This is a genomic window from Stenotrophomonas sp. YJH_SMC_27 (genome assembly GCF_059369815.1).
This window is the reverse complement of record NZ_JCAFTA010000003.1, coordinates 168,372-193,819: the sequence shown is the minus strand read 5'-3', so window position 1 is coordinate 193,819 and position 25,448 is coordinate 168,372. Positions and strand designations below refer to the sequence as shown.

General features: G+C 67.2%; 27 protein-coding genes and 3 pseudogenes. 17 read left to right on the top strand and 13 right to left on the bottom strand.

Annotation, left to right across the window (positions count from 1 at the left end):
- Window positions 1–8: 8 nt before the first annotated feature.
- The 7 genes from mltA (at window position 9) to AC5P7R_RS06890 (ending at window position 7,669) form a co-directional block, all read left to right on the top strand.
- Window positions 9–1,184, top strand: coding sequence for a murein transglycosylase A (gene mltA, locus AC5P7R_RS06920; RefSeq protein ID WP_026347252.1), 1,176 nt, complete (start codon window positions 9–11; stop codon window positions 1,182–1,184).
- A gap of 84 nt (window positions 1,185–1,268) precedes the next feature.
- Window positions 1,269–1,583 (top strand): hypothetical protein, encoded by a 315-nt coding sequence (locus AC5P7R_RS06915; protein WP_021204073.1) that lies wholly within the window; start codon window positions 1,269–1,271, stop codon window positions 1,581–1,583.
- A gap of 103 nt (window positions 1,584–1,686) precedes the next feature.
- Window positions 1,687–3,729 carry a TonB-dependent receptor gene (locus AC5P7R_RS06910; protein ID WP_134729772.1) on the top strand — a complete coding sequence of 681 codons (2,043 nt, stop codon included), beginning with the start codon at window positions 1,687–1,689 and terminating at the stop codon, window positions 3,727–3,729.
- A gap of 115 nt (window positions 3,730–3,844) precedes the next feature.
- Window positions 3,845–4,906 carry a two-component system sensor histidine kinase NtrB gene (locus tag AC5P7R_RS06905; protein ID WP_111097744.1) on the top strand — a complete coding sequence of 354 codons (1,062 nt, stop codon included), beginning with the start codon at window positions 3,845–3,847 and terminating at the stop codon, window positions 4,904–4,906.
- Window positions 4,899–6,347: a nitrogen regulation protein NR(I) gene (gene ntrC, locus AC5P7R_RS06900; protein ID WP_134729770.1), complete on the top strand. Its 1,449-nt coding sequence runs from the start codon at window positions 4,899–4,901 to the stop codon at window positions 6,345–6,347. Before AC5P7R_RS06905 ends, ntrC begins: the two co-directional genes overlap by 8 nt.
- A 93-nt stretch (window positions 6,348–6,440) precedes the next feature.
- Window positions 6,441–7,010 (top strand): superoxide dismutase family protein, encoded by a 570-nt coding sequence (locus AC5P7R_RS06895; protein ID WP_019661930.1) that lies wholly within the window; start codon window positions 6,441–6,443, stop codon window positions 7,008–7,010.
- Window positions 7,011–7,042: 32 nt separating this feature from the next.
- Window positions 7,043–7,669: a superoxide dismutase family protein gene (locus AC5P7R_RS06890; RefSeq protein WP_134729766.1), complete on the top strand. Its 627-nt coding sequence runs from the start codon at window positions 7,043–7,045 to the stop codon at window positions 7,667–7,669.
- Between the two features lie 213 nt (window positions 7,670–7,882).
- Here AC5P7R_RS06890 and AC5P7R_RS06885 read toward each other — a convergent pair whose 3' ends face one another.
- Complete coding sequence (locus AC5P7R_RS06885; RefSeq protein ID WP_019661928.1) at window positions 7,883–8,770, bottom strand: hypothetical protein; 888 nt, start codon at window positions 8,768–8,770, stop codon at window positions 7,883–7,885.
- A gap of 93 nt (window positions 8,771–8,863) precedes the next feature.
- On the opposite strand from AC5P7R_RS06885, the gene AC5P7R_RS06880 reads away from it, so the two are divergent.
- Entirely contained in the window at window positions 8,864–10,159 is a 1,296-nt protein-coding gene (locus AC5P7R_RS06880; RefSeq protein ID WP_495213805.1) for an acetyl-CoA C-acetyltransferase, read from the top strand.
- 92 nt (window positions 10,160–10,251) lie between these two features.
- On the opposite strand, the gene AC5P7R_RS06875 is transcribed toward AC5P7R_RS06880, so the two are convergent.
- The 3 genes from AC5P7R_RS06875 to AC5P7R_RS06865 form a co-directional block, all read right to left on the bottom strand.
- Window positions 10,252–11,547, bottom strand: coding sequence for a heme biosynthesis HemY N-terminal domain-containing protein (locus AC5P7R_RS06875; RefSeq protein WP_495213804.1), 1,296 nt, complete (start codon window positions 11,545–11,547; stop codon window positions 10,252–10,254).
- Window positions 11,548–11,553: 6 nt separating this feature from the next.
- On the bottom strand, window positions 11,554–12,531 hold the full coding sequence (locus tag AC5P7R_RS06870) for a uroporphyrinogen-III C-methyltransferase (protein ID WP_495213803.1): 978 nt from the start codon (window positions 12,529–12,531) through the stop codon (window positions 11,554–11,556).
- Window positions 12,532–12,635: 104 nt separating this feature from the next.
- Complete coding sequence (locus tag AC5P7R_RS06865) at window positions 12,636–13,445, bottom strand: uroporphyrinogen-III synthase (RefSeq protein WP_021204065.1); 810 nt, start codon at window positions 13,443–13,445, stop codon at window positions 12,636–12,638.
- A gap of 35 nt (window positions 13,446–13,480) precedes the next feature.
- Between AC5P7R_RS06865 and AC5P7R_RS06860 the strand changes: the two genes are divergently transcribed.
- The 5 genes from AC5P7R_RS06860 (at window position 13,481) to AC5P7R_RS06840 (ending at window position 16,565) form a co-directional block, all read left to right on the top strand.
- A complete protein-coding gene (locus tag AC5P7R_RS06860) occupies window positions 13,481–13,948 on the top strand; it encodes a YiiD C-terminal domain-containing protein (RefSeq protein ID WP_478436140.1) in 468 nt (155 codons plus the stop codon).
- Window positions 13,949–13,980: 32 nt separating this feature from the next.
- Window positions 13,981–14,406, top strand: a complete 426-nt coding sequence (locus AC5P7R_RS06855; RefSeq protein ID WP_058980224.1) for a hypothetical protein — start codon at window positions 13,981–13,983, stop codon at window positions 14,404–14,406.
- A gap of 57 nt (window positions 14,407–14,463) precedes the next feature.
- A complete protein-coding gene (locus AC5P7R_RS06850) occupies window positions 14,464–14,901 on the top strand; it encodes a rhodanese-like domain-containing protein (RefSeq protein ID WP_058980222.1) in 438 nt (145 codons plus the stop codon).
- A gap of 99 nt (window positions 14,902–15,000) precedes the next feature.
- Window positions 15,001–15,519: a protein-export chaperone SecB gene (gene secB, locus AC5P7R_RS06845; protein ID WP_005407596.1), complete on the top strand. Its 519-nt coding sequence runs from the start codon at window positions 15,001–15,003 to the stop codon at window positions 15,517–15,519.
- Window positions 15,520–15,539: 20 nt separating this feature from the next.
- Window positions 15,540–16,565, top strand: coding sequence for an NAD(P)H-dependent glycerol-3-phosphate dehydrogenase (locus AC5P7R_RS06840; RefSeq protein WP_021204061.1), 1,026 nt, complete (start codon window positions 15,540–15,542; stop codon window positions 16,563–16,565).
- A 143-nt stretch (window positions 16,566–16,708) separates the two neighbouring features.
- On the opposite strand, the pseudogene AC5P7R_RS06835 reads toward AC5P7R_RS06840, so the two are convergent.
- Window positions 16,709–16,996, bottom strand: a pseudogene (locus AC5P7R_RS06835) (YybH family protein); the annotation flags it as partial.
- 59 nt (window positions 16,997–17,055) lie between these two features.
- Here AC5P7R_RS06835 and AC5P7R_RS06830 point away from each other — a divergent pair.
- Window positions 17,056–17,730: an Ivy family c-type lysozyme inhibitor gene (locus AC5P7R_RS06830; RefSeq protein WP_346483975.1), complete on the top strand. Its 675-nt coding sequence runs from the start codon at window positions 17,056–17,058 to the stop codon at window positions 17,728–17,730.
- Window positions 17,731–17,790: 60 nt separating this feature from the next.
- On the opposite strand, the gene AC5P7R_RS06825 is transcribed toward AC5P7R_RS06830, so the two are convergent.
- The 5 genes and pseudogenes from AC5P7R_RS06825 to AC5P7R_RS06805 all read right to left on the bottom strand — a co-directional run bounded on the left by AC5P7R_RS06825 (window position 17,791) and on the right by AC5P7R_RS06805 (window position 20,977).
- Complete coding sequence (locus tag AC5P7R_RS06825; RefSeq protein WP_346483974.1) at window positions 17,791–18,165, bottom strand: hypothetical protein; 375 nt, start codon at window positions 18,163–18,165, stop codon at window positions 17,791–17,793.
- A 481-nt stretch (window positions 18,166–18,646) separates the two neighbouring features.
- The gene (arsB, locus tag AC5P7R_RS06820) at window positions 18,647–19,678 is read right to left on the bottom strand and encodes an ACR3 family arsenite efflux transporter (protein WP_134729759.1); all 1,032 of its coding nucleotides are present in this window, start codon (window positions 19,676–19,678) and stop codon (window positions 18,647–18,649) included.
- Window positions 19,679–19,686: 8 nt separating this feature from the next.
- Entirely contained in the window at window positions 19,687–20,190 is a 504-nt protein-coding gene (locus AC5P7R_RS06815; protein ID WP_241744953.1) for an arsenate reductase ArsC, read from the bottom strand.
- Window positions 20,191–20,226: 36 nt separating this feature from the next.
- Window positions 20,227–20,646 (bottom strand): annotated as a pseudogene (gene arsN2, locus AC5P7R_RS06810) (arsenic resistance N-acetyltransferase ArsN2); the annotation flags it as partial.
- 1 nt (window position 20,647) lies between these two features.
- Window positions 20,648–20,977, bottom strand: a complete 330-nt coding sequence (locus AC5P7R_RS06805; protein WP_021204021.1) for an ArsR/SmtB family transcription factor — start codon at window positions 20,975–20,977, stop codon at window positions 20,648–20,650.
- Between the two features lie 17 nt (window positions 20,978–20,994).
- Here AC5P7R_RS06805 and arsH point away from each other — a divergent pair, with 17 nt between their 5' ends.
- Window positions 20,995–21,723: an arsenical resistance protein ArsH gene (arsH, locus tag AC5P7R_RS06800; protein ID WP_111104908.1), complete on the top strand. Its 729-nt coding sequence runs from the start codon at window positions 20,995–20,997 to the stop codon at window positions 21,721–21,723.
- Between the two features lie 21 nt (window positions 21,724–21,744).
- Here the strand turns inward: arsH and AC5P7R_RS06795 are convergent, their stop codons facing one another.
- The 3 genes and pseudogenes from AC5P7R_RS06795 to AC5P7R_RS06785 form a co-directional block, all read right to left on the bottom strand.
- Window positions 21,745–22,437, bottom strand: a complete 693-nt coding sequence (locus AC5P7R_RS06795; RefSeq protein ID WP_134729755.1) for a L,D-transpeptidase family protein — start codon at window positions 22,435–22,437, stop codon at window positions 21,745–21,747.
- A 157-nt stretch (window positions 22,438–22,594) separates the two neighbouring features.
- Window positions 22,595–22,867: a hypothetical protein gene (locus AC5P7R_RS06790; protein WP_005407606.1), complete on the bottom strand. Its 273-nt coding sequence runs from the start codon at window positions 22,865–22,867 to the stop codon at window positions 22,595–22,597.
- A gap of 277 nt (window positions 22,868–23,144) precedes the next feature.
- Window positions 23,145–23,697, bottom strand: a pseudogene (locus AC5P7R_RS06785) (DUF2268 domain-containing putative Zn-dependent protease); the annotation flags it as partial.
- 245 nt (window positions 23,698–23,942) lie between these two features.
- Here AC5P7R_RS06785 and AC5P7R_RS06780 point away from each other — a divergent pair.
- The gene (locus tag AC5P7R_RS06780; protein ID WP_021202106.1) at window positions 23,943–24,518 is read left to right on the top strand and encodes an OmpO family porin; all 576 of its coding nucleotides are present in this window, start codon (window positions 23,943–23,945) and stop codon (window positions 24,516–24,518) included.
- A 125-nt stretch (window positions 24,519–24,643) separates the two neighbouring features.
- Complete coding sequence (locus AC5P7R_RS06775; RefSeq protein ID WP_188250455.1) at window positions 24,644–25,411, top strand: helix-turn-helix transcriptional regulator; 768 nt, start codon at window positions 24,644–24,646, stop codon at window positions 25,409–25,411.
- Window positions 25,412–25,448: the final 37 nt, after the last annotated feature.

Below are 25,448 nucleotides of genomic sequence, written 5' to 3'. Positions count from 1 at the left end.
ATGGCGGCATGATCGATTCCGCTACCTTCTTCAAGCGCAAGCACTGGACCCTGTTGGCAGCGGCGGTGCTCGCCGGTTGCGCCACCACCGCTCCCCGCACGGGTTCCGAAGCGCCCACGGCGACCTCACCGCCGGCGGCCACCTACGCCAAGGTCGACTGGAAAGCCCTGCCAGCGGTCTCAAACAGCGATCTGCAGGCCGGCTTCGTTGCCTGGCGCAGCAGCTGCACCCGCCTGAAGAACGACGCTGCCTGGGCCAAGCCCTGTGCCACCGCCGCAGCCGTGTCAGACAAGGACCCGGCCGCGATCCGCCAGTTCCTGCAGCGCGACCTCGATGCCTATGCGCTGCGTGCTGGTGGCCGTCAGGCCGACGGATTGATCACCGGTTACTACGAGCCGATCTACCCCGGCAGCCTTACCCGTACCGATAAGGCCACGGTGCCGGTGTACGGCACGCCGGATGATCTGATCGTGGTGCAGCTGGACAGCCTCTACCCGGAACTGAAGGGCAAGCGCCTGCGCGGGCGGGTTGAGGGCAAGGTGCTCAAGCCCTATGACGATGCCGGCACCATCGCCGCCAAAGGCGTAAAGGCGCCGGTGCTGGCCTGGCTGACCGACCCGATGGACCTGCAGCTGCTGCAGATCCAAGGGTCCGGCCGCGTGCGCCTGGCTGATGGCACGCAGGTGCGGCTGGCCTATGCCGAGCAGAACGGCCACCCCTATCGCGCGATCGGTCGCTGGCTGGTGGACCAGGGCCAGCTGAAGAAGGAAGACGTCACCATGGACGCGATCCGCGCCTGGGCCCGGGCCCATCCCGCGCGCGTGCCGGAACTGCTGCGCAGCAACCCCAGCTACGTGTTCTTCGTGCGCACTCCGGACAGCCCGGAAGGTCCGCGTGGTTCACTGAACGTACCGCTCACCGCCGGCTACAGCGTGGCGGTGGATCGCACCGTGGTACCGCTGGGCAGCCTGCTGTGGCTGTCCACCACGCGCCCGGACGGCAGCCCGGTGGTGCGCCCGGTGGCCGCGCAGGACACTGGCGGTGCCATCGCCGGCGAAGTGCGCGCCGACCTGTACTGGGGCAGCGGCGAAGCTGCGGGCAAGCTGGCCGGCGACATGAAGCAGAAGGGCAACATCTGGATGTTGTGGCCGAAGGGCGTGGCGTTGCCAGCGCCGGCCCGCTGAAGCGCCCACCTGCGCGCTGCGAGGTCGGGCGATAATGGCGCCATTCCGCACTTTCCGGCCGCGCCAGCGGCCAGGGCTCCTGCAATGACCTACGCAAAGCACAACGCAAAACCCGGCGCGAAGTCCGCCGCAAAGAAGTACTACAAGCACTGGGCCGAATCGGGCCTGGGCAAGGGCAACGTGCTGATGGAAGCGCGCGGCGAGAAGATCGTGCGGCAGGTGGAAATCTACGGCACCAGGATGGTCTGGGCCGACGAGCATGCCCACAGCGACGACCGCTTCCTGCTGGCCGACCAGCCGGTGTCGTTCCTGGATTTCGACGAGGACGACGAAATCTCCGCGCGTGAATTCGAAGCCGCCTGGAAGAAGGCACGGGAAGCCACCGGCTACCCGGTGTAATCCCCCCGGCTCCCGCCCTTGTAGCGCCGAGCTTTGCTCGACGCTGCAAAAGCGGACACGTGAAATGTTATATGATTACATTTCACCGTAACCGCCCCTTCCCATGACTCCCACCCTTTTGGCCGCCTTGGCGGCCGCGCCGTTCGCCCCTGAAGCTTTCGCACAGTCCGCCGATGCCGCGCTCACCCTCGGCAAGGTGCAGGTGCACCAGCACGGCGAAGGCCAGCTCAGTGCGCACCAGGTACTGACTTCGGTGGACGTGCTCGGCGCGGACCAGATCGAAGACCGCAACGTCTCGCACAGCTGGGAGCTGCTGGGGCAGATGCCCGGCATTCAGCTCACCGAAACGCGGCAGGGTGCCGAATCGGGCAAGGTCAGCTTCCGCGCCTTCAACGGCGAGGGCTACCTCAACGCGATCAAGACCCTCATTGACGGCATCCCCAGCAACGTCAACAGCGGCAACCAGCGCTTCATCGACATGCTGTTCCCGCTGGACATCAGCTACATCGAAGTGGTGCGCGGTACCAACGACCCGCGCTACGGCCTGCACAACATCGGCGGCAACGTGAACTTCGGTACGCGCCAGGGCGGCACCTACACCGACGTGCGACTGGCCTATGGCAGCTACAACACCCGAGATGCACAGCTGGCAGTCGGCCGCGAAGCCAATGGCTTCGCGCAGAACTATTTCGTCGGCACCCAGGCCAGCGACGGCTACCGCGATCACGATGCCTCGAAGAAGTATTCGCTGGGCGGCAAGTGGTTCCATGGCTCGCTGGACGACGGCCTGCGCGTGGGCCTGACCGCGCGTGCGTACCACCACGAAGCCGACGAACCCGGCTTCATGACCGCCGAGGAGCTGCGTACGCACCGCCGTGGCAGCGACCTGCGCAACGGCAACGATGGCGATGAACGCGACATGCGCCAGATCGCCGCGCACCTGGACATGAAACTGTCCGACGCGCTCACCTTCGGCACGCGGCTGTACTACAACCGCTATGAAGACGACCGCCGCGTGACCTTCAGCGACGTGCCCAACGGCAACCTGCCGCGCCAGCGCCGCGTGTGGGACGAGCGGCAGCATGGCCTGCTCAGCACGCTCACCTGGCAGGCCAGCCCGACGCTTACCGTCGAGGGTGGCCTGAACTACGAGCAGCAGGACAACGGCTACATCCGCGAGCGCTACGCCTACGCCGAACCCACCGACTTCAGGCAGCCACCGGCGCGGGTGCAGAACAATGATCGCCACAGCTTCGACAACTGGGGCGCCTACGTGCAAGCCGTCTACCAGCCCGTCGAAGCCTGGAAGGTCGTGCCGGCCTATCGCGTCGACCGCTTCAGCGGCCGCACCCACCTGGTGAACGGCGTCAGCGGCCGCCTGCAGGACTACGGCACGATCGGCCAGCCCAAGCTGAGCATCATCCACACCCTGGGCCAGACCACCCACGTCTACGCGAACTGGGGCCGCACCTTCCAGGTACTGACCGGCTCCACCGCACCGGCCTACCTCACCCCGGGGCAGGCACCGATGCAGCCGTCCACCAACACCGGCATGGAGCTGGGCCTGAAGTTCCAGCCGTTCGCGGGCGCCCAGGCACGTCTGGCGGTGTGGCAGCAGGACGCGGAAAACGAGGTATCCAACATGCCGGCCACCGGAACCACGGTCATTCTGGGCAAGACCCGCCGGCGCGGCGTGGATGCGCAGTTGAGCCTGCAACTGGGCGACGACTGGACGGTGTGGGCGTCGCACGCCTACCAGGAAGCGAAGATCACCCGCGACGACCGCGATGCCGGCGTTTCCCTGCAGGGACGCGAAGTGGCTGCCACCCCGCGCCACATCAGCAATCTGGGCGTGGATTACCGCGCCGGTGATGCGCTGCGGCTGGGCCTGCAGGCGCGTGCACAGGGCGATTACTACCTGGAAGAGCGCAACGTAGCCGGCAAGTTCGGTGGCTTCGCCGTGCTCGACCTCAGTGCTGCCTACCAGCTCACCCCGCGATTCAGCGTGGACCTGCAGCTGAAGAACGCCACCAATCGCCAGTACGCCTACGCCTGGTACGACAGCTTCTTCTGGGACAGCGCCCGCCCGATGTTTTCGCCGGCCCCGGGACGCAGTGTGTTCGTCGGCCTCAACATGAAGCTGTAACCGGCCACGCATCTGGTAGTGGTCGAGCTCGCTCGACCTGCGGCGGGGGCCGGAGCCCTTTTCTGGCGGAACGTGCTCTGACCCCGAACCCCGCATTTTGCACTACATTGGTGCAATGTCCGACCCCGCACCCCCGCCGTCCCTCGATGCCCTGGGCACGCCGCTGGCCTGGGCCGGGGCCGATGGCCGCATCATCGGCTGCAATCCGGCCTTCGGCCGCTGGCTGGGTGTCAGCGGGCGCCGCCTGCTGGGCCAGCCGCTGGCTGCACTGGAAGTGCAGGGCGAAGCGCTGGCCCACTTCCTGGCACGCGATGAGCGCGACAGCCTGCGCCTGAACCGGTTGGCGCTGGCGGTGCCCGGCGAGGCGCCGCGCTTCGCCGAGGGCTGGATGAGCCGCCGCGACGATGGCGGCTGGTTGCTGGAGGCACATCCGGTCGACGAATTCCCTGGGCTGGACCCGACGCAGGCCCTGCCCAGCGCGCTCAGCGCGGCGCTGAAGGGCCTGGCCCACGAGCTGCGCAACCCGCTGGCCGGGTTGAAGGGTGCGGCCCAGCTGCTGGCCCGCCGCGCGGCCCAGCGCGAGGCCAGCGAGCGCGAACTGATCGAACTGATCGGCTCGGAGATCGAGCGCCTCAACGGCCTGCTCGACCAGCTGCTGTCGCCGGCCCCGGCCGCACCCCACGCCGAACTGAACATCCATGCCTCGCTGGAACGCGTGCTGCGCCTGGCCGAGAACGAGGCCGGCTGGGCAGTACGCCTGCAGCGCGACTACGACCCCAGCATTCCCGAATTCCGTGGCGACGCCGACCGTCTTACCCAGGCGGTGTGGAACCTGGTGCGAAACGCAATCCAGGCCGGTGCCGGCAGCATCACCCTGCGCACCCGCGTGGAGCATGGCGCGCGCATTGCCGAACAGCTGCACACGTTGGCCTTGCGCCTGGAAATCGCCGACGACGGCCGTGGCGTGCCCGAGGAACTGGCCGAACACCTGTTCCTGCCCTTGGTGAGTGGCCGCGCCGAAGGCACTGGACTCGGCCTGGCATTGGCCCAGCAGGTCGCGCGCGAGCATCGCGGCACGCTGACCTACCGCTCGCGCCCGGGCCACACCGTGTTCACCCTGCTGCTGCCGATCGTCAGCGGCGCCGCCCCGGCCGAGGAGGCCCCGCGCGATGTCTGAGTCTTCTTCGTCCCCGCAGCGCATCTGGGTGGTCGATGACGATCGTGCCGTGCGCTTCGTGCTGTGCACCGCGCTGCGCGAGGCGGGCTACCAGGTCGTCGATTTCGACAGCGCTGCGGCAGCCCTGCAGGCCCTGGGCGAAGGCGCGCCGCCGGCGCTGCTGTTCACCGATGTGCGCATGCCTGGCGACGATGGCCTGGTGCTGCTGGACAAGCTCAAGGCCGCGTTGCCGCAGCTGCCGGTGGTCGTGATGTCGGCCTATACCGATGTGGCCAGCACGGCCGGTGCGTTCCGCGGCGGCGCGCATGAATTCCTGTCCAAACCGTTCGACCTGGACGATGCCGTGGCGCTGGCGCAGCGCGTGCTGCCGGCGGTGGCGCCGGCACTGGCAGCGCCCACGCCTGCGCCGGAAGCGCATGGCGACCAACCGCCGCAACTGGTGGGTGAGACGCCACCGATGCGCGCGCTGTTCCGCGCCATCGGTCGCCTGGCGCAGGCGCCGCTGGCGGTGCTGATCACCGGCGAGACCGGCACCGGCAAGGAGCTGGTGGCCAATGCACTGCATCGCGAATCGCCGCGTGCGCATGGGCCGTTCGTCGCGCTCAATACTGCTGCCATTCCGTCCGAGCTGCTGGAAAGTGAGCTGTTCGGCCATGAAGCCGGCGCCTTCACCGGCGCGCAGCGCCGCCATACCGGCCGCTTCGAGCAGGCCGATGGCGGCACGCTGTTCCTGGATGAGATCGGCGACATGCCGCTGCCGTTGCAGACCCGGTTGCTGCGCGTGCTGGCGCAGGGCGAGTTCTTCCGCGTCGGTGGCCGCGAACTGATCCGCGTCGATGTGCGCGTGGTGGCCGCCACCCACCAGGACCTGGAAGGGCTGGTCGCGCAGGGGAAGTTCCGCGCGGACCTGCTGCACCGCCTCGACGTGGTGCGCCTGCAGCTGCCGCCGCTGCGCGAGCGCCGTGAAGACATCGCGCAACTGGCCAGCACCTTCCTGGCCGCCGCCGCACGCAGGCTGGACACGCCACCCAAGCGCCTGACCGCCGCCGCACTGCAGGCGCTGCGCGAACACGACTGGCCCGGCAACGTGCGCGAACTGGAAAACGTGTGCTGGCGGATGGCCGCGCTGGCCGCCGCCGACACCATCGGCGTGGCCGACGTCGATACCGCGCTGAACCGTACGCGGGGCGGTCGCGGCAGCATCAGCGGTGCCGATCCAGGCCAGTGGGAAGCGCTGCTGGCCGAATGGGCGCGCCGCCAGCTCGCCGAAGGCGTGGAAGGGCTGCATGCGCAGGTGCGCGAGCGGGTCGACCATGCGCTGCTGGAAGCGGCACTTCAGATCACCCATGGCCGCCGCGCCGAAGCCGCCGCCCGCTTGGGCCTGGGCCGCAATACCCTTACCCGCAAGCTGGGCGCTGGCCGCCGCCGCGGGGGCCATTGAACGGTCCCTGCACGCGGTCCTCGCGCCTGCTTGCCGAACTGTTGATCGTTCATGGACGATGCAACGCTTAGTGTCACCTGCAAGGAGTCTTCAATGCGTCTGTCCTTTGCCATCCTGCCGTTGTCCGCCGCCGTGCTGCTGTCTGCCTGTGGCAGTACGCCGAAGAAGGCCGAGCCCACCCCGCCGCCGCCGACCGTGGTCAGCGCTGCGAAGCAGGGCGAGGCCAATCTCGCGCCGGCCTCGGCCAGCATTGTCAGTGGCCGCATCGCACTGATGGTGGAGCCCGGCGGCATGCACATCACCGGTCTGGTCGGTGGCCTGCAGCCGATGCAGCAGGCCGGCTTCCACATCCATGAGCGCGGCGACTGCAGTGCGGTGGATGCCAGCAGTGCCGGCAATCATTTCAATCCCGGTGGCGCTGCGCATGGCCGCGCCGGCACCGGCAAGCACCACCTGGGCGACATGGACAACCTGCGTGCCGACGCCCAGGGCCGCGCCAACGTCGATATCCACCTCAAGGGCGTTACCCTTGGCGGAGGCGCCGCCACCGATATCGCCGGACGTGCACTGGTCGTGCATGCCAACGCCGACGACTATCGCAGCCAGCCCGCCGGCAATGCCGGCGTCCGCATCGCCTGTGGCGTGATCCGGGTCGTCCGCTGATCACTGCAGGCATCATCGAGGGAGAGATTCCAATGCGTCTGATCCACACTTCGCTGTTTGCGGCCATCGCCGCGCTGGGCCTGGCGGCCTGTAATCAGCAGCCCGCCACGCCGCAGACTGAAACTCCGCCGGCCGCGCCGGCCGACGGCGCCACCACCGGACCGGCGGCAACTCCGGAACCGGCTGCGGCACCGGCGGCCGATGCTTCGGCAACGGCCGAGCTGGCACCGACCCAGGGCAACGAGACCAAGGGCAGCGTCACCTTCAAGGTGGTTGATGGCAAGGTGCACGTGACCGGCCAGGTTACGGGCCTGAAGCCGGGTAGCGAGCACGGTTTCCACATCCACGAGAAGGGCGACTGCAGCGCGCCGGACGGCATGAGTGCCGGCGGCCACTTCAATCCCGGCAAGCAGGATCACGGCAACGTCGCCACCGATCCGCACCACGGCGGCGACATGCCCAACATCAAGGCCGACGACAAGGGCGTGGCCACCATCGACGGCCCGGTGTCGAGCAACGTCAACATCGGCAAGGGTGATGACTTCGACATCATCGGTCGCGGCCTGATCGTCCACGCCGATGCGGATGACTACAAGACCCAGCCGACCGGCAACGCCGGCGCGCGCCTGGCGTGTGCGGTGATCCAGAAGGCGCCGTAAGGACGCTTTTGCTGGAAACGGAAAACGCCGGCGCAAGCCGGCGTTTTTCTTTGCATCGCTTCCTGTAGAGCCGAGCCCATGCTCGGCTGCTCTTCGGTGGACCTGAGCCGAGCATGGACTCCGGCGCTACAGCAATACGCACGGCGGTCGCGCCCCGGCGATACGCAATTGCACGGTAGCGCCGGGCCATGCCCGGCGGTGCGCATCCGCAGATCAGCGCGCCAGCAGCTCGCGCGCGTCCTGCCCGGCCTCGCAGTGCACGAACAGCACCGGCACGCCGTGTGCCTCCAGCACCGCAGCCATCTGCCGCTGGCGCATCAGGAACTGTTCGTAGATGCCCTTCAGGCGGTCGCAATCGTTCTTGCTGTGGTTGTAGTGCGCGCACCAACCGGCCGGGTCGAACAGTGCCATGCGTGCTTCGCCGTGCGTATAGCGCAGCAGCGGCTCGGGCGCGGCATTGAGCCACTCGTCCTCGCCCGGCGCCATGATCGCGGTCTCGATCAGCGGCCACAGCGCGGCCAGGCCCTGGTTGTCGTACTGCATCGACATCATCGCGGCCAGATCGTTCACGGTGAAGTAGCGTGCGTGTTCGATCCGCGCACCGAAGCTGTTCTGCGCCATCAGCGCGGTGTCGGCATGCGCCATGCCGTTGGCGAGCAAGGTGTCTTCCAGCGCATGCGCGACCGCGTTGGTGGTGGCCACATCGCTGCCGGTCAGCAGGAACGGCACCACGCGCAGGCCACCGCCAACCAGGCTGGCATCGGCCTGGAACGGCAGCGGCACATCACCCTCGGCATCGGTACCGAAGGCCAGCAGGCGCGGGCCCTGGTTGCGGCCCGGAGCACGCATCTGCAGTTCTTCCAGGCGGCGATGGATCGGCCAGCCCGGGCGCAGCACTTCGGCCGGGTCGAAATGGGCGGCGGCGAACACCAGGTCCAGCTCGGCTACCTGTGGCACCAGCTTGGACAGGTCACGGCCGACGCGTTCGGCCAGTTCACCGGCCTGTTCTGCGCTGAGCACCGCCTGGCGGGGGATTTCACCGCCGGCCAGTTCCAGGGCCAGCACGCCAAGGGCATTCATCGCGGGGTCGGGTTTGCTCATGGTTCCACGGTTGGCCCATCACAGGGCGGCAGCTACACTTGGCTCCATTATGCCTGCTCCGCCGTGCAGGCCATGTTGCAGACACCCTCATCCATGCCAGGTATCTCCATGCCCAACGCTCGTCCCGTCGCCATCCTCGGTGGCGTCCGCATTCCGTTCTGTCGCCAGAACACCGCGTATTCGGATGTCGGCAACCTCGGCATGTCGGTCCGTACGCTGGGTGCGCTGGTCGAACGGTTCGGCCTGCATGGCCAGCAGCTGGGTGAAGTGGCAATGGGTGCGGTGATCAAGCACTCCAGCGACTGGAACCTGGGCCGCGAAGCCACGCTGTCCTCCGGCCTGTCGCCGCTGACCCCGGGCATCACCCTGCAGCGCGCCTGCGGTACCTCGCTGGACAGCATCATCACCTTGGCCAACAAGATCGCGCTGGGCCAGATTGAATCGGGCATCGGTGGTGGTTCGGACACCACCTCCGACGTGCCGATCGTCTACGGCAAGAAGCTGCGTGCACGCCTGCTGGCCGCCAACCGCGCCAAGAGCACCGGCGACAAGATCCGCGCACTCACCGCTGGCTTCAAGTTCTCCGAGCTCAAGCCCGAGTTCCCGGGCGTGGCCGAGCCGCGCACCGGCAAGAGCATGGGCGACCACTGCGAGGACATGGCCAAGGAGTGGAACATCTCGCGCGACTCGCAGGACGAGTGGGCGGTGTCCTCGCACAAGAAGCTGGCTGCCGCCTATGAGCGCGGATTCTTCAACGACCTGATCGCACCGTTCCGTGGCGTCGAGCGTGACAACATCCTGCGCCCGGATACCTCGCTGGAAAAGCTGGCGACGCTGAAGCCGGCGTTCGACAAGGTCTCCGGCCGTGGCACGCTCACCGCCGCCAACTCCACCCCGCTGACCGACGGTGCCGCTGCGGTACTGCTGGCCAGCGAAGAGTGGGCACGCGCGCACGGCCATGAGCCGCAGGCCTATCTGCGCGATGCGCATGTCTCTGCGGTGGACTTCGTGCATGGCGAAGGCCTGCTGATGGCACCGACCGTGGCCGTGCCGGAGATGCTCAAGCGCAATGGCCTGACCCTGCAGGACTTCGACATCTACGAGATCCACGAGGCCTTCGCCGCGCAGGTGCTGTGCACCCTGCGTGCGTGGGAGAGCGAGGATTACTGCCGCAACCGCCTGGGCCTGGACGCGCCGCTGGGCCGCATCGACCCGGACAAGATCAATCTGCTGGGCTCGTCGCTGGCCACCGGCCACCCGTTCGCCGCCACCGGCGCACGCGTGATCGCTACCGCCGCCAAGCAGCTGGCCGAACGCGGCGGTGGCCGCGCGCTGGTGTCGATCTGCACCGCCGGCGGCATGGGCGTGGTGGCGATCGTCGAACGCTGATCGCTGCGACTACCGGGTTCCACATATGAAAACGCCGCCCGGTGGGCGCCGTTCTTTTTCTCCGGTGGGTGCCGACCGTTGGTCGGCACGCTTCACGGCAACCGCGGGTTGCCGAATTCGTCGCGCTCTTCGTTGGCGTCATACACCGGGGGCTGGACCGCGATCGGCTGCTCTTCCACCGTGGCACGCAGCGGCGCTTCGCTGCCGCGTACCAGTTCCACGCTGTCCTCGCCGCGCTGCAGGCGCAGCGCATTGGCCAGGCACTGTGCCGCCAGCGCGTGTTCGCCACGCTGCGCGAACAGTTCACCCAGTGCCTCCCACGCTGGGGCACCGGCGCCGGCGGCGATGGCCTCGTGCAGGAACGTATCGGCGGCATCCCACTGCTGCTGGGCCAGGGCCACGCGGCCCTGCGCCAGATGCAGTGCGGCCGAGCCATCATGCACATTGCGCCAGCGCGCCAGGTTGGCCTGGCGGGTGGCCAGGCGCTCGGCCGGCAGGCGGCCGTACAGCGCCACCAGTTCGTCGTCCCAGCGCTGTTCCAGCGCCTGTTCCAGCGCCAGCAGCGCCGGCTCATCCCAGTTCAGGGCCACCGCGCGGCTGGCATAGGCGCCCACCACGTCCGGGGTCGGCCGCAGCGCCTTCGGCGTGGCTTCCCACTGTGCGGCCAATGCGTTGACGTCGGCCGCTTCCAGCAGCGCCTGTGCGGCCAGGCGGGCTTCCAGTTCGCTGTTTGATTCGGCCGGCAGTACCTTGCTCTGGCGCAGCGCACCCAGCTGGCCATAGGCCTCGTGTGCGCGGCCGGCACGCGCCAGCGCTTCGGTACGCAGCCACAGGCCGCGCGGCGGCAGCGGCTGGATCGCGGCTACGTCCAATGCGTTGATCGCATCCACCGGCAGGTCGCGCGCCAACAGCTGTTCGGCGCGCAGCAGCGCCTGCAGCGTGGCATCGCTTTCGCCCAGGCGCTGCAGCAGTGCTTCACCGGCGGGGCCGTCGGCGCGCGCCTGTGCGCTGCGCACCGCATTGGCCAGTGCCACCGCGCTCACCTCCGGGTCCTTGGCCGCACCGTCCAGCAGTTTCTCGGCACGCTGCCACTGGCCATGCTCGTAGGCCTGCAGGCCGTCGATCAGGCGCACCCTGCCCTGCTTGCGGCGGTAGCGGCCCCAGGCACGGAACGGTGCAGCGATCAGGCTCCACAGCAGCCACAGCACCAGGACCGTGATCACCGCCAGCAGCGCTACCTTCGGCAGGTTGCTGTGATAGTCGTAGCCGCCGTAGCGCAGGGTCACCTCGCCGAAGCGGTTCAGGTCATCGGCGCCGAGCCATTGCGCGGCGACCACGCCGATGGCCACGGCCAGCAACAGCACGACCAGGGATTGCAGGGGTTTCATGCGGGCTTACCTCCGGTCGGTCTGGGTGCGCAGTTGTTGCAGGGTGCTGCCAAGGACAGCGTCGTTGGCCTGCAGTGGAAGTTCGCGCAAGGCCTTCAGTTCAGCACGTTGCGCGCGCAGGGCCGGTGAATCCGGCCAGCGTCGCTGTGCCCAGTGTTCCACCCGGTCCAGGGCGGAGTTGCGGCCCGCGCGGTCGCCACGCTCGATGGCGGCACGTGCCAGCGTCAGTTCCAGCTGCAGTGCATCGTCGGCGTTGCGCTGTTCGGCGGCCGTCAGTGGGCCGTTCTGGCGGCTGGGGGTGATGTCCACGAACGGGGCCAGGGTGGCCTGCCACCACGGCTTGGCAGCATTGCCGCCGACCGTGCTGGTGATCTGTGACGGTAGGCCCTGCAGCGCCCGGGCCACAGCATCCAGACGCTGCAGCGACTGCACGCGCGGGCCGCTGCCGAGCGCGTCCAGTGCCTCGCGCTCCTGCACCAGCGCCTGGCGCAGGTTCAGGCCATCAGCGTCGGGCAGTTCGGCCAGTGCGGTGGCCGCCTGTGCGTACAGGCGGCGTGCGCCCTCCACGTCGTCGGCATAATTCAGCCGTTGCGCCGCCTGGGTCAGCAGCAGTTCGGCCTCATCGCGCTGTACCGCCTGGCGGCCCTGGTTGGCGCTGTCGGCCAGCTTGGCAAGGTTCTCTTCCAGCAGCGCACTGCGCTGCGAAAGGCCCAGCATCTCGTCGCGCAGCACGCGGTTGGTGGTGGCCGCGTCCTGCAGGCGCTGGCTGGTTGCGCGCTGGTCACGACGCAGCGCATCCAGCGTGGCCTCCAGGCCCTTCAGCTGGACGGCCGTGGTCTGTGCCTGCGCTTCCTGCTCATGCTGTTGCTGCTGCCAGACGTACCAGCCGGCATAGCCGCCCGCGCCAAGCACGACCGCAGCGGCCAGCGGCAGCAACCAGCGCACGGGTCTACGGGGCGGGGAAACGGGCGAAGTCTCGTTCATGGGGCTTCCTTGTCGGCAACGTCGCCGGTCAGGGTCCGGCAGGCCGCATGGTGCACAGCATCACTGTTGCCGACCACAGCGGCAAGCGTGATCCACGTCCCTGTTCAGTTCGCTGCCGGGACGGTGAGCGTGGCGTGTGCAGCGGCCACCAGCTGCGCAGCAGTGGGGCCGGCGCTGCGTGAGATGTGCCGCAGGCCGAGCGACCGCGCCTGTTCGCCGAGGCGGTCGCTGGCAACCACCACGCGGGCAGACGCCCGCAGGCGCTGCTGCCAAGTCGGCGGAAGCTGCTGCCAGAAATGCAGCAGCGCCTCGCCACTGCTGACCGCCAGCACCCACGGCTGCGCTGAATGCGCCAATCGCGCTAGCGTGCGGGGCGAAAGGCGCAGCAGGCGACGCTGGTAGACATCGGCACGTTCGATCGCGGCACCGGCGGCCTGCAGGTGTGCAGCAATCAGGCCGCGTCCGCCGGGCGCGGTGACCAGTCCGATGCGCAGGCCGCGGACGTCCGCCAGCACCGGCAGCGCCAGCAGCCCCTCGCTGTCCATCCGCTGCGGCGCATGCACCCCGGCGACGCCGTGCTCCCGCAGCGCGCGCGCGGTGCCTTCGCCCACGGTCAGCCACGGGCTGCGTTGCGCCTTGGCCAGCGGCAGCAGGGTGGCGGCCGCGGTAACCGCGGCCGGGCTGGTGAACACCACCCGGTCGCAGTTCAGCGCGCGTTGCAGCTGACGCACCACTGGCATGCCGTTCAAGCGCTGCAGGCGCCAGGGCGGCAGGGCCACCACATGCCCGCCCAGCCCAGCAACGGCGCGGCGCAGCGCGGAATTCTGGCCCTGCGGTCGCAGCGAAATGAAGGTCCAGCCCGGCTCGGAACCGGCGGCGCCAGTGGGTATCGTATGGTCGGCCATTGCCTGCATTATGCGGGCCCTTCGTTGTCGTGGTCGCTGCTCCGATGTCCGTTGATGCTCTGACTCCCTCGCTGGCCGCCCTGCAGGACGTGCTGGACTGCATGCCGGCGGTGCGCGCCATGCAGATCCAGCTCGATGGCTATGCCGATGGCGTGCTGCGCATCACCGCGCCGCTGGCCGCCAACGTCAACGACAAGGGCAACGCCTTCGGTGGCAGCCTGGCCTCGGTGCTGACCCTGTCCGGCTGGGCACTGGTCAGCCTGCGCCTGCGCCTGGCCGGCCACGATGCCGAGGTCTACGTGGCCGACAGCAACCTGCGCTACCTGGCCCCGGTCTACGAAGACCTGCATGCCCATGCCGAAGCGGCCGAAGCCAGCGGCTGGGATGCCTTCCTGAATACCTTCCGCCAGCGCCGCAAGGCCCGCATCAGCATCATCGCCACCCAGCCCGGCGCCGATGGCAAGCCGGCCGCCGAGTTCAGCGGTCGCTTCGTTGCCTTCGCCAAAGGGTAGGATGGCAGGCTGACGTCCTGGGGAAACCACCGATGCGCCGCCTCATCCAGTTCCTGATGTGTTCCCTGCTGCTGGTCAGCGCCGTGGCTTCGGCCGACGACCTCAGCCGCAAGCAGCGCAAGTTGCTGGAAGAGACCCAGATCGCCTACGGCGCCACCATCCGCTGGGGCAGCATGGACGATGCGATCGGCTATCTGGACCCGAAGCTGCGCAAGGAAAAGCCGCCGACCGAGTTCGAGCTCAACCGCTACGCACAGCTGCGCGTGTCGTCCTATCGCGAGCGCAGCAGCGCCGCGCTGGATGGCGGCCTGGTCGAGCGCCGGGTCGAAATCGGGGTGATCAACCAGAACACCCAGGCCGAGCGCACCGTGGTCGTGGTCGAGCGCTGGCGCTGGGACCCGGAGGCCAAGCGGTGGTGGCAGACCGCCGGCCTGCCGGACCTGTGGAAGGGGCAGTGACGGGCCGCGTCCGGCTTGTGCGACAATCGGCGCCCGCTTAATCGACCCGTGACCTGAGTGAATTACGAAGAGTTGCTGGCCTTTGCAGGCCGAAACCCGATGCTGTCCGCGGCCCTGGTCGGCCTGACCGTGGCCATCATCGTCACCGAGATCCGCCGCCTGTTCCGGGGCTTCAAGGGCATCAAGCCCGCCGAACTGACCCAGCTGATCAACGCGGGCGGCACGGTGGTGGTCGACCTGTCGGCCAGCGGTGACTTCGAGAAGGGCCACATTGCCGGCAGCCGCAACGCCCAGGCCAGTGCCTTCGGCCCGGAGCACAAGCTGGTGGCCAACGCCAGGCAGTCGCCGGTGGTGCTGGTGTGCCGCAGCGGCAACGCCTCGGAAACCGCCGCCAAGGCGCTGAAGAAGGCCGGCTTCGAGAAGGTCTACGTGCTCGACGGCGGCATTCCTGCCTGGCAGCAGGCCGAGCTGCCGCTGGTCAAGGGCCGCAACTGATTGCCGCAGGTGGCGGATCCGGCCTTGTATGGGCCTGATCCCGCCCCCATCGCAGTAATTCGACCATCGTTTTCATTGCATTCATTGGAGTTACTGGAAATGTCCGAAGAGATCACCAACGGCGCTGCTGCGCCGGTCGATGCCGCCACCGGCCCCGCTTTCACCGTCGAGAAGATCTACGTCAAGGACGTCTCCTTCGAGTCGCCGAACGCCCCGACCATCTTCAATGACCAGGTGCAGCCGGAGCTGCAGCTGAACCTGAACCAGCAGGTGCAGCGCCTGGGCGAGAACGCCTTCGAAGTCGTGCTGGCCGTGACCCTGACCTGCCAGGCCGGTGAGCGCACCGCCTACGTGGCCGAAGTGAAGCAGGCCGGCGTGTTCGGCCTGGTCGGCCTGGACCCGCAGTCGATCGACGTGCTGCTCGGCACCCAGTGCCCGAACATCCTGTTCCCGTACGTGCGCCAGCTGATCAGCGACCTGATCCAGGCCGGCGGCTTCCCGCCGTTCTTCCTGCAGCCGATCAACTTCGAAGGCCTGTACGCAGAAACCCTGCGCCAGCGCCAGGAGCAGGGCGACGCACCGTCGCTGGCTGACTCCGAGCCGGCCGGCAACGCCTGATTCCTGCCGCGACGTCACGGATGAGCACTCCCGCTGACAAGATCGCCGTGCTGGGCGCCGGTTCCTGGGGAACCGCGCTGGCCAGCCTGCTCGCACGGCACGGTCACCCGACCGTGCTGTGGGGGCGCGATGCTGCCGTGGTCGACGCCATCGACCAGCGCCACGAGAACCCGCGTTACCTGCCGGGCATCCCGCTGCCGGACAGCCTGCGTGCCACTACCGACCTGGCGTCGGCGGTGGAGGGCGCGGCCTGGATCCTGGTGGTGACCCCCTCGCATGCCTTCGGCGAAACCGTGCGCGCGCTGGCGCCGCTGCGCCCGGCCGGTGCCGGCGTGGCCTGGGCCACCAAGGGCTTCGAACCCGGTTCGGGCCGCTTCCTGCATGAAGTGGCGCGCGAAGTGCTGGGTGAGGACGTGCCGCTGGCCGTCGTCACCGGGCCGTCGTTCGCCAAGGAAGTGACCCAGGGCCTGCCGACCGCGATCACCGTGCACGGCGACGTGCCCGAGTTCGCGCAGACGGTGGCCGAGGCGATGCACGGCCCGGCGTTCCGCGCCTATACCGGCGACGACATGGTCGGTGCCGAGCTGGGCGGCGCGATGAAGAACGTGCTGGCCGTGGCCACCGGCGTGGCCGATGGCATGCAGCTGGGCCTTAACGCCCGTGCCGGCCTGATCACCCGTGGTCTGAACGAGATGCTGCGCCTGGCCGCTGCGATCGGCGCCAAGCCGGAAACGCTGATGGGTCTGGCCGGGCTGGGCGATCTGGTGCTGACCTGCACCGGCGACCTGTCGCGCAACCGCCGCCTGGGCCTGGCCCTGGGCCGTGGTCAGACGCTGCAGGATGCTGTTCGCGAAATCGGCCAGGTGGTCGAGTCGGTGCAGACTGCCGACGAAGTGATGCGACAGGCACGCCGCCATGGCATTGACCTGCCGATCTCCGACCGCGTGCGTGCCGTGCTGCACGGCGAGCAGACGCCGGAAGAAGGTCTGCGCGCGCTGCTGGCGCGGGAACAGAAACCGGAATACCCGGACACGCTGTTCAAGTGAATCGAAAAACCCCGGCCACGCGCCGGGGTTTTTTTATGCGCGCCCCATCCACGCATGGCGTAGATCCAGGACGGATCCCGCTTCTGGTAGCTGCCAACCTTGGTTGGCGCCCAGCAGCGCCGGGCCATGCCCGGCGGCATTCATCACCGCGCGCGCGGCCGCGCGTTGCTGTTGTCCATGTCCGATAAAATCAACGACGGCCCATCCCCCTCGCGCTTCAGCATGAGCGTGAACTTGCCGGTATCCCTCACGTTGCTGCCGTAGCTGTACGCACCAATGATGTAGCCCGTGCTGCCCTCCATCGAATACGGCAACGCACGCAGCCGCAACGGACTGCCACCCCGGCCGGCATACGCGGCCTCGATCGCGCTGCGGCCGCGCATCGGCAGCTGGTTGCTCTGCAGCACAAAGCCATCTTCGGCGAACAGCGCATTAGAATCATGCGGCCGTCGATTCGGCGGACGCAGCGCAGATCAGACAAGGACACGCGATGAAGATGCGAATCACAGGGATGGCGATGATGGCCGCGCTGCTGGCAGCCTGCGGACAGGCACCGGAAAAGACTGGCGAGACTGCACCTGCTGTGGCGCCAGCGCCGACCGCCGAAGCGCCGGCCGCCGCGGCGACGGTGGTCGAGAAGGAACCGCCCGCCGAAGACGGTGTGGACCCCTCGGTGTGGGACAACGAAGGCGAACCGGAAGACCCGAGTGCCGGCGGCGAACTCACCTGCGCGGACAACCCGCTGGCGACGCATTTCTTCACCCTGGTGGGCGGCAATACCGTGGACGACTGCGGCCGCGAGGACCCGAAGGTACTGGCCGCGTTCAACGCCCTGATGAAGAACACAGCTGCAGCCGAATCCGCTGACAAGGAGATTCCATCGCTGCGCGAACGCCTGTTGAGCGGGCCCAGCGGTCCTGGCGATCTGGTGGTGCTGCAGGGCGAGCCGTGGTGGTTCTATACCGCCTGCCAGGCCCATGACTGCCCCGGTACCGCGTTGGCGATGCTGTATTCACCCGACCAGTCGAAGATGGTCGGCCGTCTCACCGCACGCTGCCGTGTGTGGTGGCTGGGTGAGCCGACGGCGGAACAACGTCAGCAGATCGAACAGCGCCAACCACTGCAGGATGCCGCGTTGAAGGAAGACAGCGCGCTCTGCGAGTGATGTGGCGCGCTCCGCAGCGCCGGGCCGCGCACGGCGCTGCAGTGTGCGTTGTTCCCCGTATTACCCTTCCGGCCGCATGCGTGCGCTGACCTGTGCGGCCAGCGACAGGCTGGCCATCATCAGGCCCTCCATCACGCGGTCGCCCACGTACTCCTCGTCGGGTCCGTTCTGGCGCACGCGCTCGGCAGCCAGCAGCATTTCCAACGCCACGCGCAGGCCGGTCAATGCGCAATCCGCGTCGGCCAAGGACATGCGGCGGCCAGGCATCTGATGACGTTCGGGCCAGGGCTGGCCGTCGGCGGCAGCGCCCTTGCCGATGCGGTCGAGCGTGGCGATGAAACCGAGAGGATCGCGCGCGTGCGCCGCCTCCGAAGGCGCGTCCGCGTTGGCGGGTACGTACTGCGTGCGCAGCCGGGAGGATTCGGGTGTGCTCATGGCAAGGGCTCCGTGCAGGACAGACGGCAGCCGCCACGCAAAGGTGGCGGGCGGAGACGTGGTTCGAAAACCGGGCGCTTGTTGAAACCGGCAGGCACAAGGCCTCCACGCTCCGCCCGCCATGACCGGCAGACGGAATGCCCGCCGGCGCCACGAGGGGTGACGCCGGCGGGCAAGCGTTGTCAAACAAGCGCACGGGTTTTCGAAGCCCGGCCATCCTTTTTCGATGGCACGTCATCTGTACGCGTGCTGCTGCGCGGTGCCAATCAGAACAGTTGCATTCAATGCTTGATCAAAGACGCTTTTGGCATTTTTGCATGCTGTTAAGCCGTCGCAGACGCAGGCGCCGCAACGTCCGTAGCGGCATGGGGAATATGCGACATGGGTCGAAGTTGATGACGTGGCGTACGGGTACCCCACCAGGCCGATGACGACAGTGCGGGGCGAAGGACGTAAATAGACTTCGACGCACTCCGGTCTGTCAGTGCTCTTCGCGTCTCTCGTACCAGGCTTGAGTACGGTTCACGATCCGCACCACAGACAACATGACCGGCACCTCGATCAGCACACCAACTACCGTCGCCAGCGCAGCCCCCGAATGCACGCCGAACAGCCCCACCGCGGTGGCAACCGCCAATTCGAAGAAGTTGCTGGCACCAATCAGTGCTGAAGGGCCGGCCACGCAATGCGCCACGCCCAGGCGACGATTGAGCAGGTAGGCCAGGCCGGAAGTGAAATAGACCTGGATCAGGATCGGCACCGCAATCAGTGCGATCACCAGCGGTTGCTTCACGATCTGCTGGCCCTGGAAGCCGAACAGCAGCACCAGTGTGAGCAGCAGCGCACACAGCGAGACGGGCCCAAGCTTGCGAAGCACCCGCTGCAACGCCGCCTCGCCACGATGCATCAGGATCCAGCGCCGCAGCAACGCAGCCAGCAGCACCGGCACCACGATGTAGAGGCCAACGGACAGCAGCAGGGTATCCCACGGCACGGTGATCGCCGACAGGCCTAGCAGCAGTGCAACCACCGGCGCGTAGGCCACCACCATGATCGCGTCGTTCAACGCCACCTGGCTCAGGGTGAAGTTGGCATCGCCACGGCACAGGTTGCTCCACACGAACACCATGGCGGTGCAGGGCGCGGCCGCCAGCAGGATCAGCCCGGCGATGTAGCTGTCGATCTGTGCTGCGGGCAACCAGTCGGCGAAGGCATGGCGCAGGAACAGCCAGCCCAGCAGCGCCATCGAGAATGGCTTGACCGCCCAGTTGATGAACAGCGTTACGCCGATGCCCTTCCAGTGCTGCTGCAACTGGCGCATCGCAGTGAAGTCGACCTTCAGCAGCATCGGGATGATCATCAGCCAGATCAGTACCGCAACCGGCAGGTTGACCTTGGCGATCTCTGCGGATGCCAGCGCGGCAAAAGCACCGGGTAGGAAGTGGCCCAGCAGCGTGCCGACCGCAATGCAAAGCCCGACCCAAAGCGTCAGGTGGCGTTCGAACAGATTCATGCGGGAAGTCACGGCATGCTGTCGGTCGGCTGCAACTGTCCAATCTGATCCAGCGCGTGCTGCAGCGCTTCGCGGTCGGACCACAATGAGTCAGGCAAGGCGAGCAATGCACGCAGTCGCAGCTTCACGATGGCATGGGCCTGCGCGAATGCCGCGACCTTGTCGGCATCGTTACCCGCTACGGCCGCCGGATCGGGCAGGCCCCAGTGGCTGCGGATGAAGTCACCGAACACCACCGGGCAGGCCTCCGCTGCGGCTGAATCGCACACGGTGATCACCAGGTCCGTCGGCGGTGCATCCACGAACTCATCCCACGACTTGCTGCGCAGCCCTTCAATGGGCATTCCTTCGGCCTGCAGCTGGGCCAGCGCGAAGGGGTTGATCTGGCCAGTGGGCTGGCTGCCCGCACTGAATGCGCTGAAGCGATCGCCGCCCCAGGCGCGCAGGGTGGCTTCAGCAAGCACGCTGCGGGCGCTGTTGCCGGTGCAGAGGAACAGGACATTACGGGTCATGTGGCTTCCGTGGTCAGTGAGTGGCTTGGACATGCAAAGCGCGCTGCCCGGACAGAGACGGGTGAACTCGGCAGAGCTGCGGATCGCCTCCGCTATCTGCGCGCGATCGCATCCGGCATAGCCGTGCCGCGCGAACCACGAGCCTGCCGATGTTGTCAGCAGCACCAGTTCCCTGACCTGCATACGGTGGGCCATCTCTTCGGCCGCTGCCAGCAATGCGCGTCCAAGGCCGGTGCCGCGTCGGTCATCAGACACCACCAGGGAGCGGAGCAGCGCCGAGGCGCCGAAAACCTGCAATCCAACGGCGCCCACGGGGACGCCGTCGAGGTCTGCGACGAGAAACACGACCTCGCTGCTTTCCAGATCGGCCACGGGCAACTGCGCCCGCTGCAGAAGGTCTCGGATGCAGGACAGGTCGTCGCGTGTGCCGGCACGAATCACGGGGTCTGGCTTCATCTCAGCACCTGCAGGCCGGTTCGCTTGCCGCGCACTGCTGGTCCGGCGAACCCGCGCAGCAATTGTGCGTCAGGTACTGGATCAAGCCGTTCATCGCATCGAAGTTGGCGCGATAGCAGACATGGCGGCCCTGGCTTTCGCTCTCCACCAGCCCGGCCTGCACCAGCTCCTTCAGGTGGAAGCTGAGCGTGGCTGGGGGCACCTGCAGGGCCGTGGCGATGTCGCCCGCCATGCGCCCTGCCGGGCCAGCCTCCACCAGCAGGCGGAAAGAAGCCAGGCGGGTGGCATGACCGAGCGCGGTGAGGGCGGTGATTGCATTTAACGTTTCCATATTTCTAGAATAATCGAATGAATAAGCCAATCACAAGCCCTGACCTGCCCAATCTGGTGGAATCGTCATTGCCCCAGCCCAATCATCACAAGCTCGCCGCGGCAGATCTGGGGCCGCCACGCATCCTCCTGCTCTACGGCTCGCTGCGGCCGCAGTCCTTCAGCCGCAAGCTGGCGCTCGAAGCCGAGCGATTGCTGCGCCATCTGGGGTGCGAAACCCGCATGTTCGATCCACATGCGCTGCCCATGCTGGACAGCGTGGACACGAGCCACCCTGAAGTGCAGCGGTTGCGTGCGTGGTCGCAGTGGTCGGAAGGCCAGGTCTGGGTCAGCCCCGAGCGGCATGGCACGGTCACCGGCGTGTTCAAGAACCAGATCGACTGGTTGCCGCTGGAAGATGGCAGCGTGCGGCCCACGCAGGGCAGGACGCTGGCGGTGATGCAGGTGAGCGGCGGCTCGCAGTCGTTCAACACCGTCAACACGTTGCGCGTGCTCGGTCGCTGGATGCGCATGCTGACCATCCCCAACCAGTCATCGGTGGCCAAGGCCTGGCAGGAATTCGATGACGACGGGCGGATGAAACCCTCGCCGTACTACGACCGGGTGGTGGACGTGATGGAAGAGCTGGTGAAGTTCACGCTGCTGACGCGTGGCCGGTCGGACTACCTGGTGGACCGCTACAGCGAGAGGAAGGGCGACGCGCTCGCGGCCGCATTGGCGCAGGCTGCTGGCGCTACCGCCTCCTGAGTTCCGCTACGCAAACGCGCTCTATTTGCTCGCGCGCCGCGCGCCCTTCTCGTCTTCTTCCTTCGCATTCCCACGGCTCTGTGCGAACTCCGGGAAGGTTTTCGCGATCGAATCCTTGTCCGGCAGGATGTAGAACACACCGCCCTTCTCGAACGTGGAGTGCACGATCTGCTCGTAGAACGCGGGCGAGACGTTGATGCAACCGTGGGTGACGCGGTTGTCGTCCGGCGTGGGCGATGCCAGTCGTTCGGCACGCTTTTCCTTCGGGCTGCCCGGCGGCAGCGGGTGCATTGAAACCGCGGAATCGTAGTCCACCCACAGCACGCGTCCGGCATCGTCGGACGGGCCGTAACCGCCAATGAAGCGGCCGGCAGGCGTGGTGCGGTCGTGGCCGGGAATCGCGCTCAGTGCGAGCTTGGCGACGCCCGGTGCGGAGTGGTCGCCGATCGCCGACCCAAACAGCGCCGGTGCTGCGCCGCGCAGCTTGCCGTCACCGCCGAAGACCAGAACCTGCGCCGCCGCCTTGTCCATGACCGCAAACGGATAGCCCTGGTTGTCCTTGCTGGCGACCACCCAGCCGGCCAGCTCGATCACTGTTTCGGACACGCTCTGGTCGGGCGGAAGTTCATCAACGGCGGCAATGCGTTGTTCAGGCGCTTCCTTGTCCTTGCCCTTGGCGCTGGCTGCGCCGCTGCACGCAACGGCCAGTGCCAACGCCAGTGCGGCATGGAAGACGCGGCGTGCAGGGGAGGAGGAGGTACGAATGGGACGGCTCCTTGCAATGCAATTCTGGGTGGAAGGATGCCAGTGGCCGGCGAAGGCCACTGGTTCCCGATACAGAGGTTGATCAACTCAAAGGGTGAGAGAGCTATCAGCCGCGCGGCTTGCGACCGGCCGGTGCCCTTTCAAGCTGCTGTACGCGGCCTTCGATCTGGTCCAGACGCTGGTTGGCCTGCTGCGCCGACTGGTTGGCGGACTCGGCACTCTGGGCAGCGCCCTGCACCTTTACGTCGAGCTGATCGAGGCGCGAGTTGATGGTTGCGAACTCGTCCTTGTAGGTGGCGCAAGCGCCGAGGCTTACGGTGGCCACGATGGCGACGGTGATGGCGCGTGCTGCGTTGATGTGCTGCTTGGTCAGTTTCATTTCCAACTCCCTCCTTCGTCTGGGGAAGCTGGAATATAGCGGCGTTTGTTCCCGGCGCTAGCCCGTGCTTTCAGCTGGAATTGGAAGACGTGGAAGCGCTGTGAAGACGTTCGATCAACAAAACTTAACAAGCAGGATCACGCGGGCGGACGTGCATCGGCCGGCTTGCCTTGTGCCTGTTCAGAAGCACGTATTCATCAGCATGAAGCGGAGTTCATCGAAGTGCCGTCGGCACCGCCTCGATGCCAGCGCACGCGGGCCGCCACCGGCTGGCTGCCAGCAGCGCCTGATAGAGCAGGGGGGGCCGCTCGACTTCCACGCGTGCACCTGGCTGTTGCACGTGCACGTACTCATGGGCAATCAGGTGCACGAAACGGTCGCCGACATCGGCCTGCATCCAGTCGGCGTCGCACAGCGCTTGCAGTCCAATGACCACGCCTGCTTCGGCGGTCACGCCACCACTGTTGCCGCGGCCCACCAGTACGGTGACCGGGGGAAAGCGCCGCAGACGGCAACAAGGTGCCCAGCTGATCGACGGCAGCGGCGACGCGCATGCGGATCGATGGCAATGCTGTCGCGCAGGTTCTCGCTTTCGCAAACAATGCCGGCGTGTCCCGGATGGCCCTGGCCAGCCGCTCCATCGAGCCGATACGGCTGTCGGTGAAGCTGCGCAGAGCGTCTGTGCCAGCATCCAGATAGCCGCGCTGCAGATCGTCGGCACTCGGCTTTCCAGCGCTGGCATCCAGCACATGGAAGAAACGCGTGACATCGTCCGTCTGAATCACGATGCGCGCAGGAGGCTGGCTGCGCTCGGCCGCCTGCAGCATCATCGCAGGGATGATGAGCAGCAGCTCGCGCACCCTACGGCGGGCACGTCCCCGCAACAGCGGTGACGCGGCGGATGTGTGCGGCATGCGGAGTTCCCTGAACGTCGCCCATATTTATATACCAGTCAGTTCAATATTCAGGGTTGATTAGACCCCCTAACGGATAATTCACACCTGTCGATCGCCTCCTCTCTCTCCCCCTCCCGGGAGGCGGCCGACGAAACCAAAATAATTAAAGGTGTGTCCCGATGAACAAGAATTCGCTGCTTGCCCTGGGTCTTCTGGCTGCCCTGCCGTTCGCTGCATCGGCAACCGATGGCCTGTCGTACAACTACGTTGAAGGCGGCTACGTGAACACCGATGCCAAGGGCGGCGACGCCGATGGCTGGAAGGTGAAGGGTTCCGTTGCGGTGCACCCGAACTTCCATATCTTCGGCGACTACAGCGCGCAGGAGACCGACAAGTTCAAGAACGATGTCGACCAGTGGCGCATCGGCGCCGGCTACAACTACGGCATCGCACCGAACACCGACCTGGTGGCTCGCGTTGCGTACCAGAAGTACGACATGAAGCACGGCCTGGACTTCAACGGCTACTCCACCGAAGTGGGCGTGCGCACCGCGTTCAACCCGTACGTGGAAGGCTATGTGATGGCCGGCTACGAAGATTTCAGCAAGAAGCATGGCTACAACCCGGACGGCGAGTTCTACGGCCGTGTCGGCGCCACCGCCAAGTTCAACCAGAACTGGGGCCTGAGCGGCGAAGTGAAGCTGGCCAAGGCCGGCGACCGCGAGTGGTTCGTGGGCCCGCGCTTCACCTGGTAACAAACGCCTGTCGTTAGTGCGTGTTGTGCTGGCGTGTGACTCTCTCTCTCTCTCCCACACGCCAACCGAAGCCCGGCCTCGCGCCGGGCTTCACTTTTATGGGCCCTGTAGCGCGACAATGCGGCATGGGCGACTCTTCCCCCCTCGCAGGTACTGGCACGGCCTACCAGGAGCATCCGGCGCCTGCGCCGCTGCGCGGCCACTTTGGCCAGCTGTGGCAGAGCCAGCTTCCTGACGATGCCGATGGGCACATCACCGTACTGCCTGACGGTTGCGTGGATATCCTCTGGCGCGACGGTGCGTTGTTCGTGGTCGGCCCGGACCGCGTGGCCGCGCACCCGGCGCTGGCACCCGGTGCGCAGGTGCTGGGGGCACGCTTCCGTCCTGGCCAGGCATTGGCCGCGCTGGGCCTGCCCCTGGCCGGGATCATCGGCCAGGCCGTGCCACTGGCTGATCTGAAGGGCGCGTGGGCGATCAGGGCTGCAGCCTCCATTGGTGACACCGCGCCTGCACAGCGCCTGCAGCGAATGGCGCACTGCCTGCAACAGCATATGGGTGCGGCCGTGCTCGACACCCCCGCCACGCGCGCACATGCCCTGTTCCAGGCGCTCGCCGCCGGCCACGCCACGCTGGACACGCTCGCGGCGCACGTCGGCCTGAGCCCGCGCAGCCTGCGACGCTTCAGCCAGTCGCAGTTCGGCTACGGCGCCAAGACGCTGGAACGGATCCTGCGGCTGCAACGTTTCCTGCGCCACAGCCGCGCGCTGCCGCAGCACTCCCTGGCGATGCTGGCCGCCGAGGCCGGCTATGCCGACCAGGCGCACCTCAGCCGCGAGGCGCGCGAACTGGCTGGCGTGACCGCCAGTGAACTGCGCCTGGAGTGGGGGCAATGATGGCCGTTTTGTTCAAGACCACGGTGCTGCATTGATC

Coding starts and splice junctions, on each gene's coding strand:
- mltA (WP_026347252.1), top strand. CDS start 9: ATGATCGATTCCGCTACCTTCTTCAAGCGCAAGCACTGGACCCTGTTG.
- AC5P7R_RS06915 (WP_021204073.1), top strand. CDS start 1,269: ATGACCTACGCAAAGCACAACGCAAAACCCGGCGCGAAGTCCGCCGCA.
- AC5P7R_RS06910 (WP_134729772.1), top strand. CDS start 1,687: ATGACTCCCACCCTTTTGGCCGCCTTGGCGGCCGCGCCGTTCGCCCCT.
- AC5P7R_RS06905 (WP_111097744.1), top strand. CDS start 3,845: ATGTCCGACCCCGCACCCCCGCCGTCCCTCGATGCCCTGGGCACGCCG.
- ntrC (WP_134729770.1), top strand. CDS start 4,899: ATGTCTGAGTCTTCTTCGTCCCCGCAGCGCATCTGGGTGGTCGATGAC.
- AC5P7R_RS06895 (WP_019661930.1), top strand. CDS start 6,441: ATGCGTCTGTCCTTTGCCATCCTGCCGTTGTCCGCCGCCGTGCTGCTG.
- AC5P7R_RS06890 (WP_134729766.1), top strand. CDS start 7,043: ATGCGTCTGATCCACACTTCGCTGTTTGCGGCCATCGCCGCGCTGGGC.
- AC5P7R_RS06885 (WP_019661928.1), bottom strand. CDS start 8,770: ATGAGCAAACCCGACCCCGCGATGAATGCCCTTGGCGTGCTGGCCCTG.
- AC5P7R_RS06880 (WP_495213805.1), top strand. CDS start 8,864: ATGCCAGGTATCTCCATGCCCAACGCTCGTCCCGTCGCCATCCTCGGT.
- AC5P7R_RS06875 (WP_495213804.1), bottom strand. CDS start 11,547: ATGAAACCCCTGCAATCCCTGGTCGTGCTGTTGCTGGCCGTGGCCATC.
- AC5P7R_RS06870 (WP_495213803.1), bottom strand. CDS start 12,531: ATGAACGAGACTTCGCCCGTTTCCCCGCCCCGTAGACCCGTGCGCTGG.
- AC5P7R_RS06865 (WP_021204065.1), bottom strand. CDS start 13,445: ATGCAGGCAATGGCCGACCATACGATACCCACTGGCGCCGCCGGTTCC.
- AC5P7R_RS06860 (WP_478436140.1), top strand. CDS start 13,481: ATGTCCGTTGATGCTCTGACTCCCTCGCTGGCCGCCCTGCAGGACGTG.
- AC5P7R_RS06855 (WP_058980224.1), top strand. CDS start 13,981: ATGCGCCGCCTCATCCAGTTCCTGATGTGTTCCCTGCTGCTGGTCAGC.
- secB (WP_005407596.1), top strand. CDS start 15,001: ATGTCCGAAGAGATCACCAACGGCGCTGCTGCGCCGGTCGATGCCGCC.
- AC5P7R_RS06840 (WP_021204061.1), top strand. CDS start 15,540: ATGAGCACTCCCGCTGACAAGATCGCCGTGCTGGGCGCCGGTTCCTGG.
- AC5P7R_RS06830 (WP_346483975.1), top strand. CDS start 17,056: ATGAAGATGCGAATCACAGGGATGGCGATGATGGCCGCGCTGCTGGCA.
- AC5P7R_RS06825 (WP_346483974.1), bottom strand. CDS start 18,165: ATGAGCACACCCGAATCCTCCCGGCTGCGCACGCAGTACGTACCCGCC.
- arsB (WP_134729759.1), bottom strand. CDS start 19,678: ATGAATCTGTTCGAACGCCACCTGACGCTTTGGGTCGGGCTTTGCATT.
- AC5P7R_RS06815 (WP_241744953.1), bottom strand. CDS start 20,190: ATGACCCGTAATGTCCTGTTCCTCTGCACCGGCAACAGCGCCCGCAGC.
- AC5P7R_RS06805 (WP_021204021.1), bottom strand. CDS start 20,977: ATGGAAACGTTAAATGCAATCACCGCCCTCACCGCGCTCGGTCATGCC.
- arsH (WP_111104908.1), top strand. CDS start 20,995: ATGAATAAGCCAATCACAAGCCCTGACCTGCCCAATCTGGTGGAATCG.
- AC5P7R_RS06790 (WP_005407606.1), bottom strand. CDS start 22,867: ATGAAACTGACCAAGCAGCACATCAACGCAGCACGCGCCATCACCGTC.
- AC5P7R_RS06780 (WP_021202106.1), top strand. CDS start 23,943: ATGAACAAGAATTCGCTGCTTGCCCTGGGTCTTCTGGCTGCCCTGCCG.
- AC5P7R_RS06775 (WP_188250455.1), top strand. CDS start 24,644: ATGGGCGACTCTTCCCCCCTCGCAGGTACTGGCACGGCCTACCAGGAG.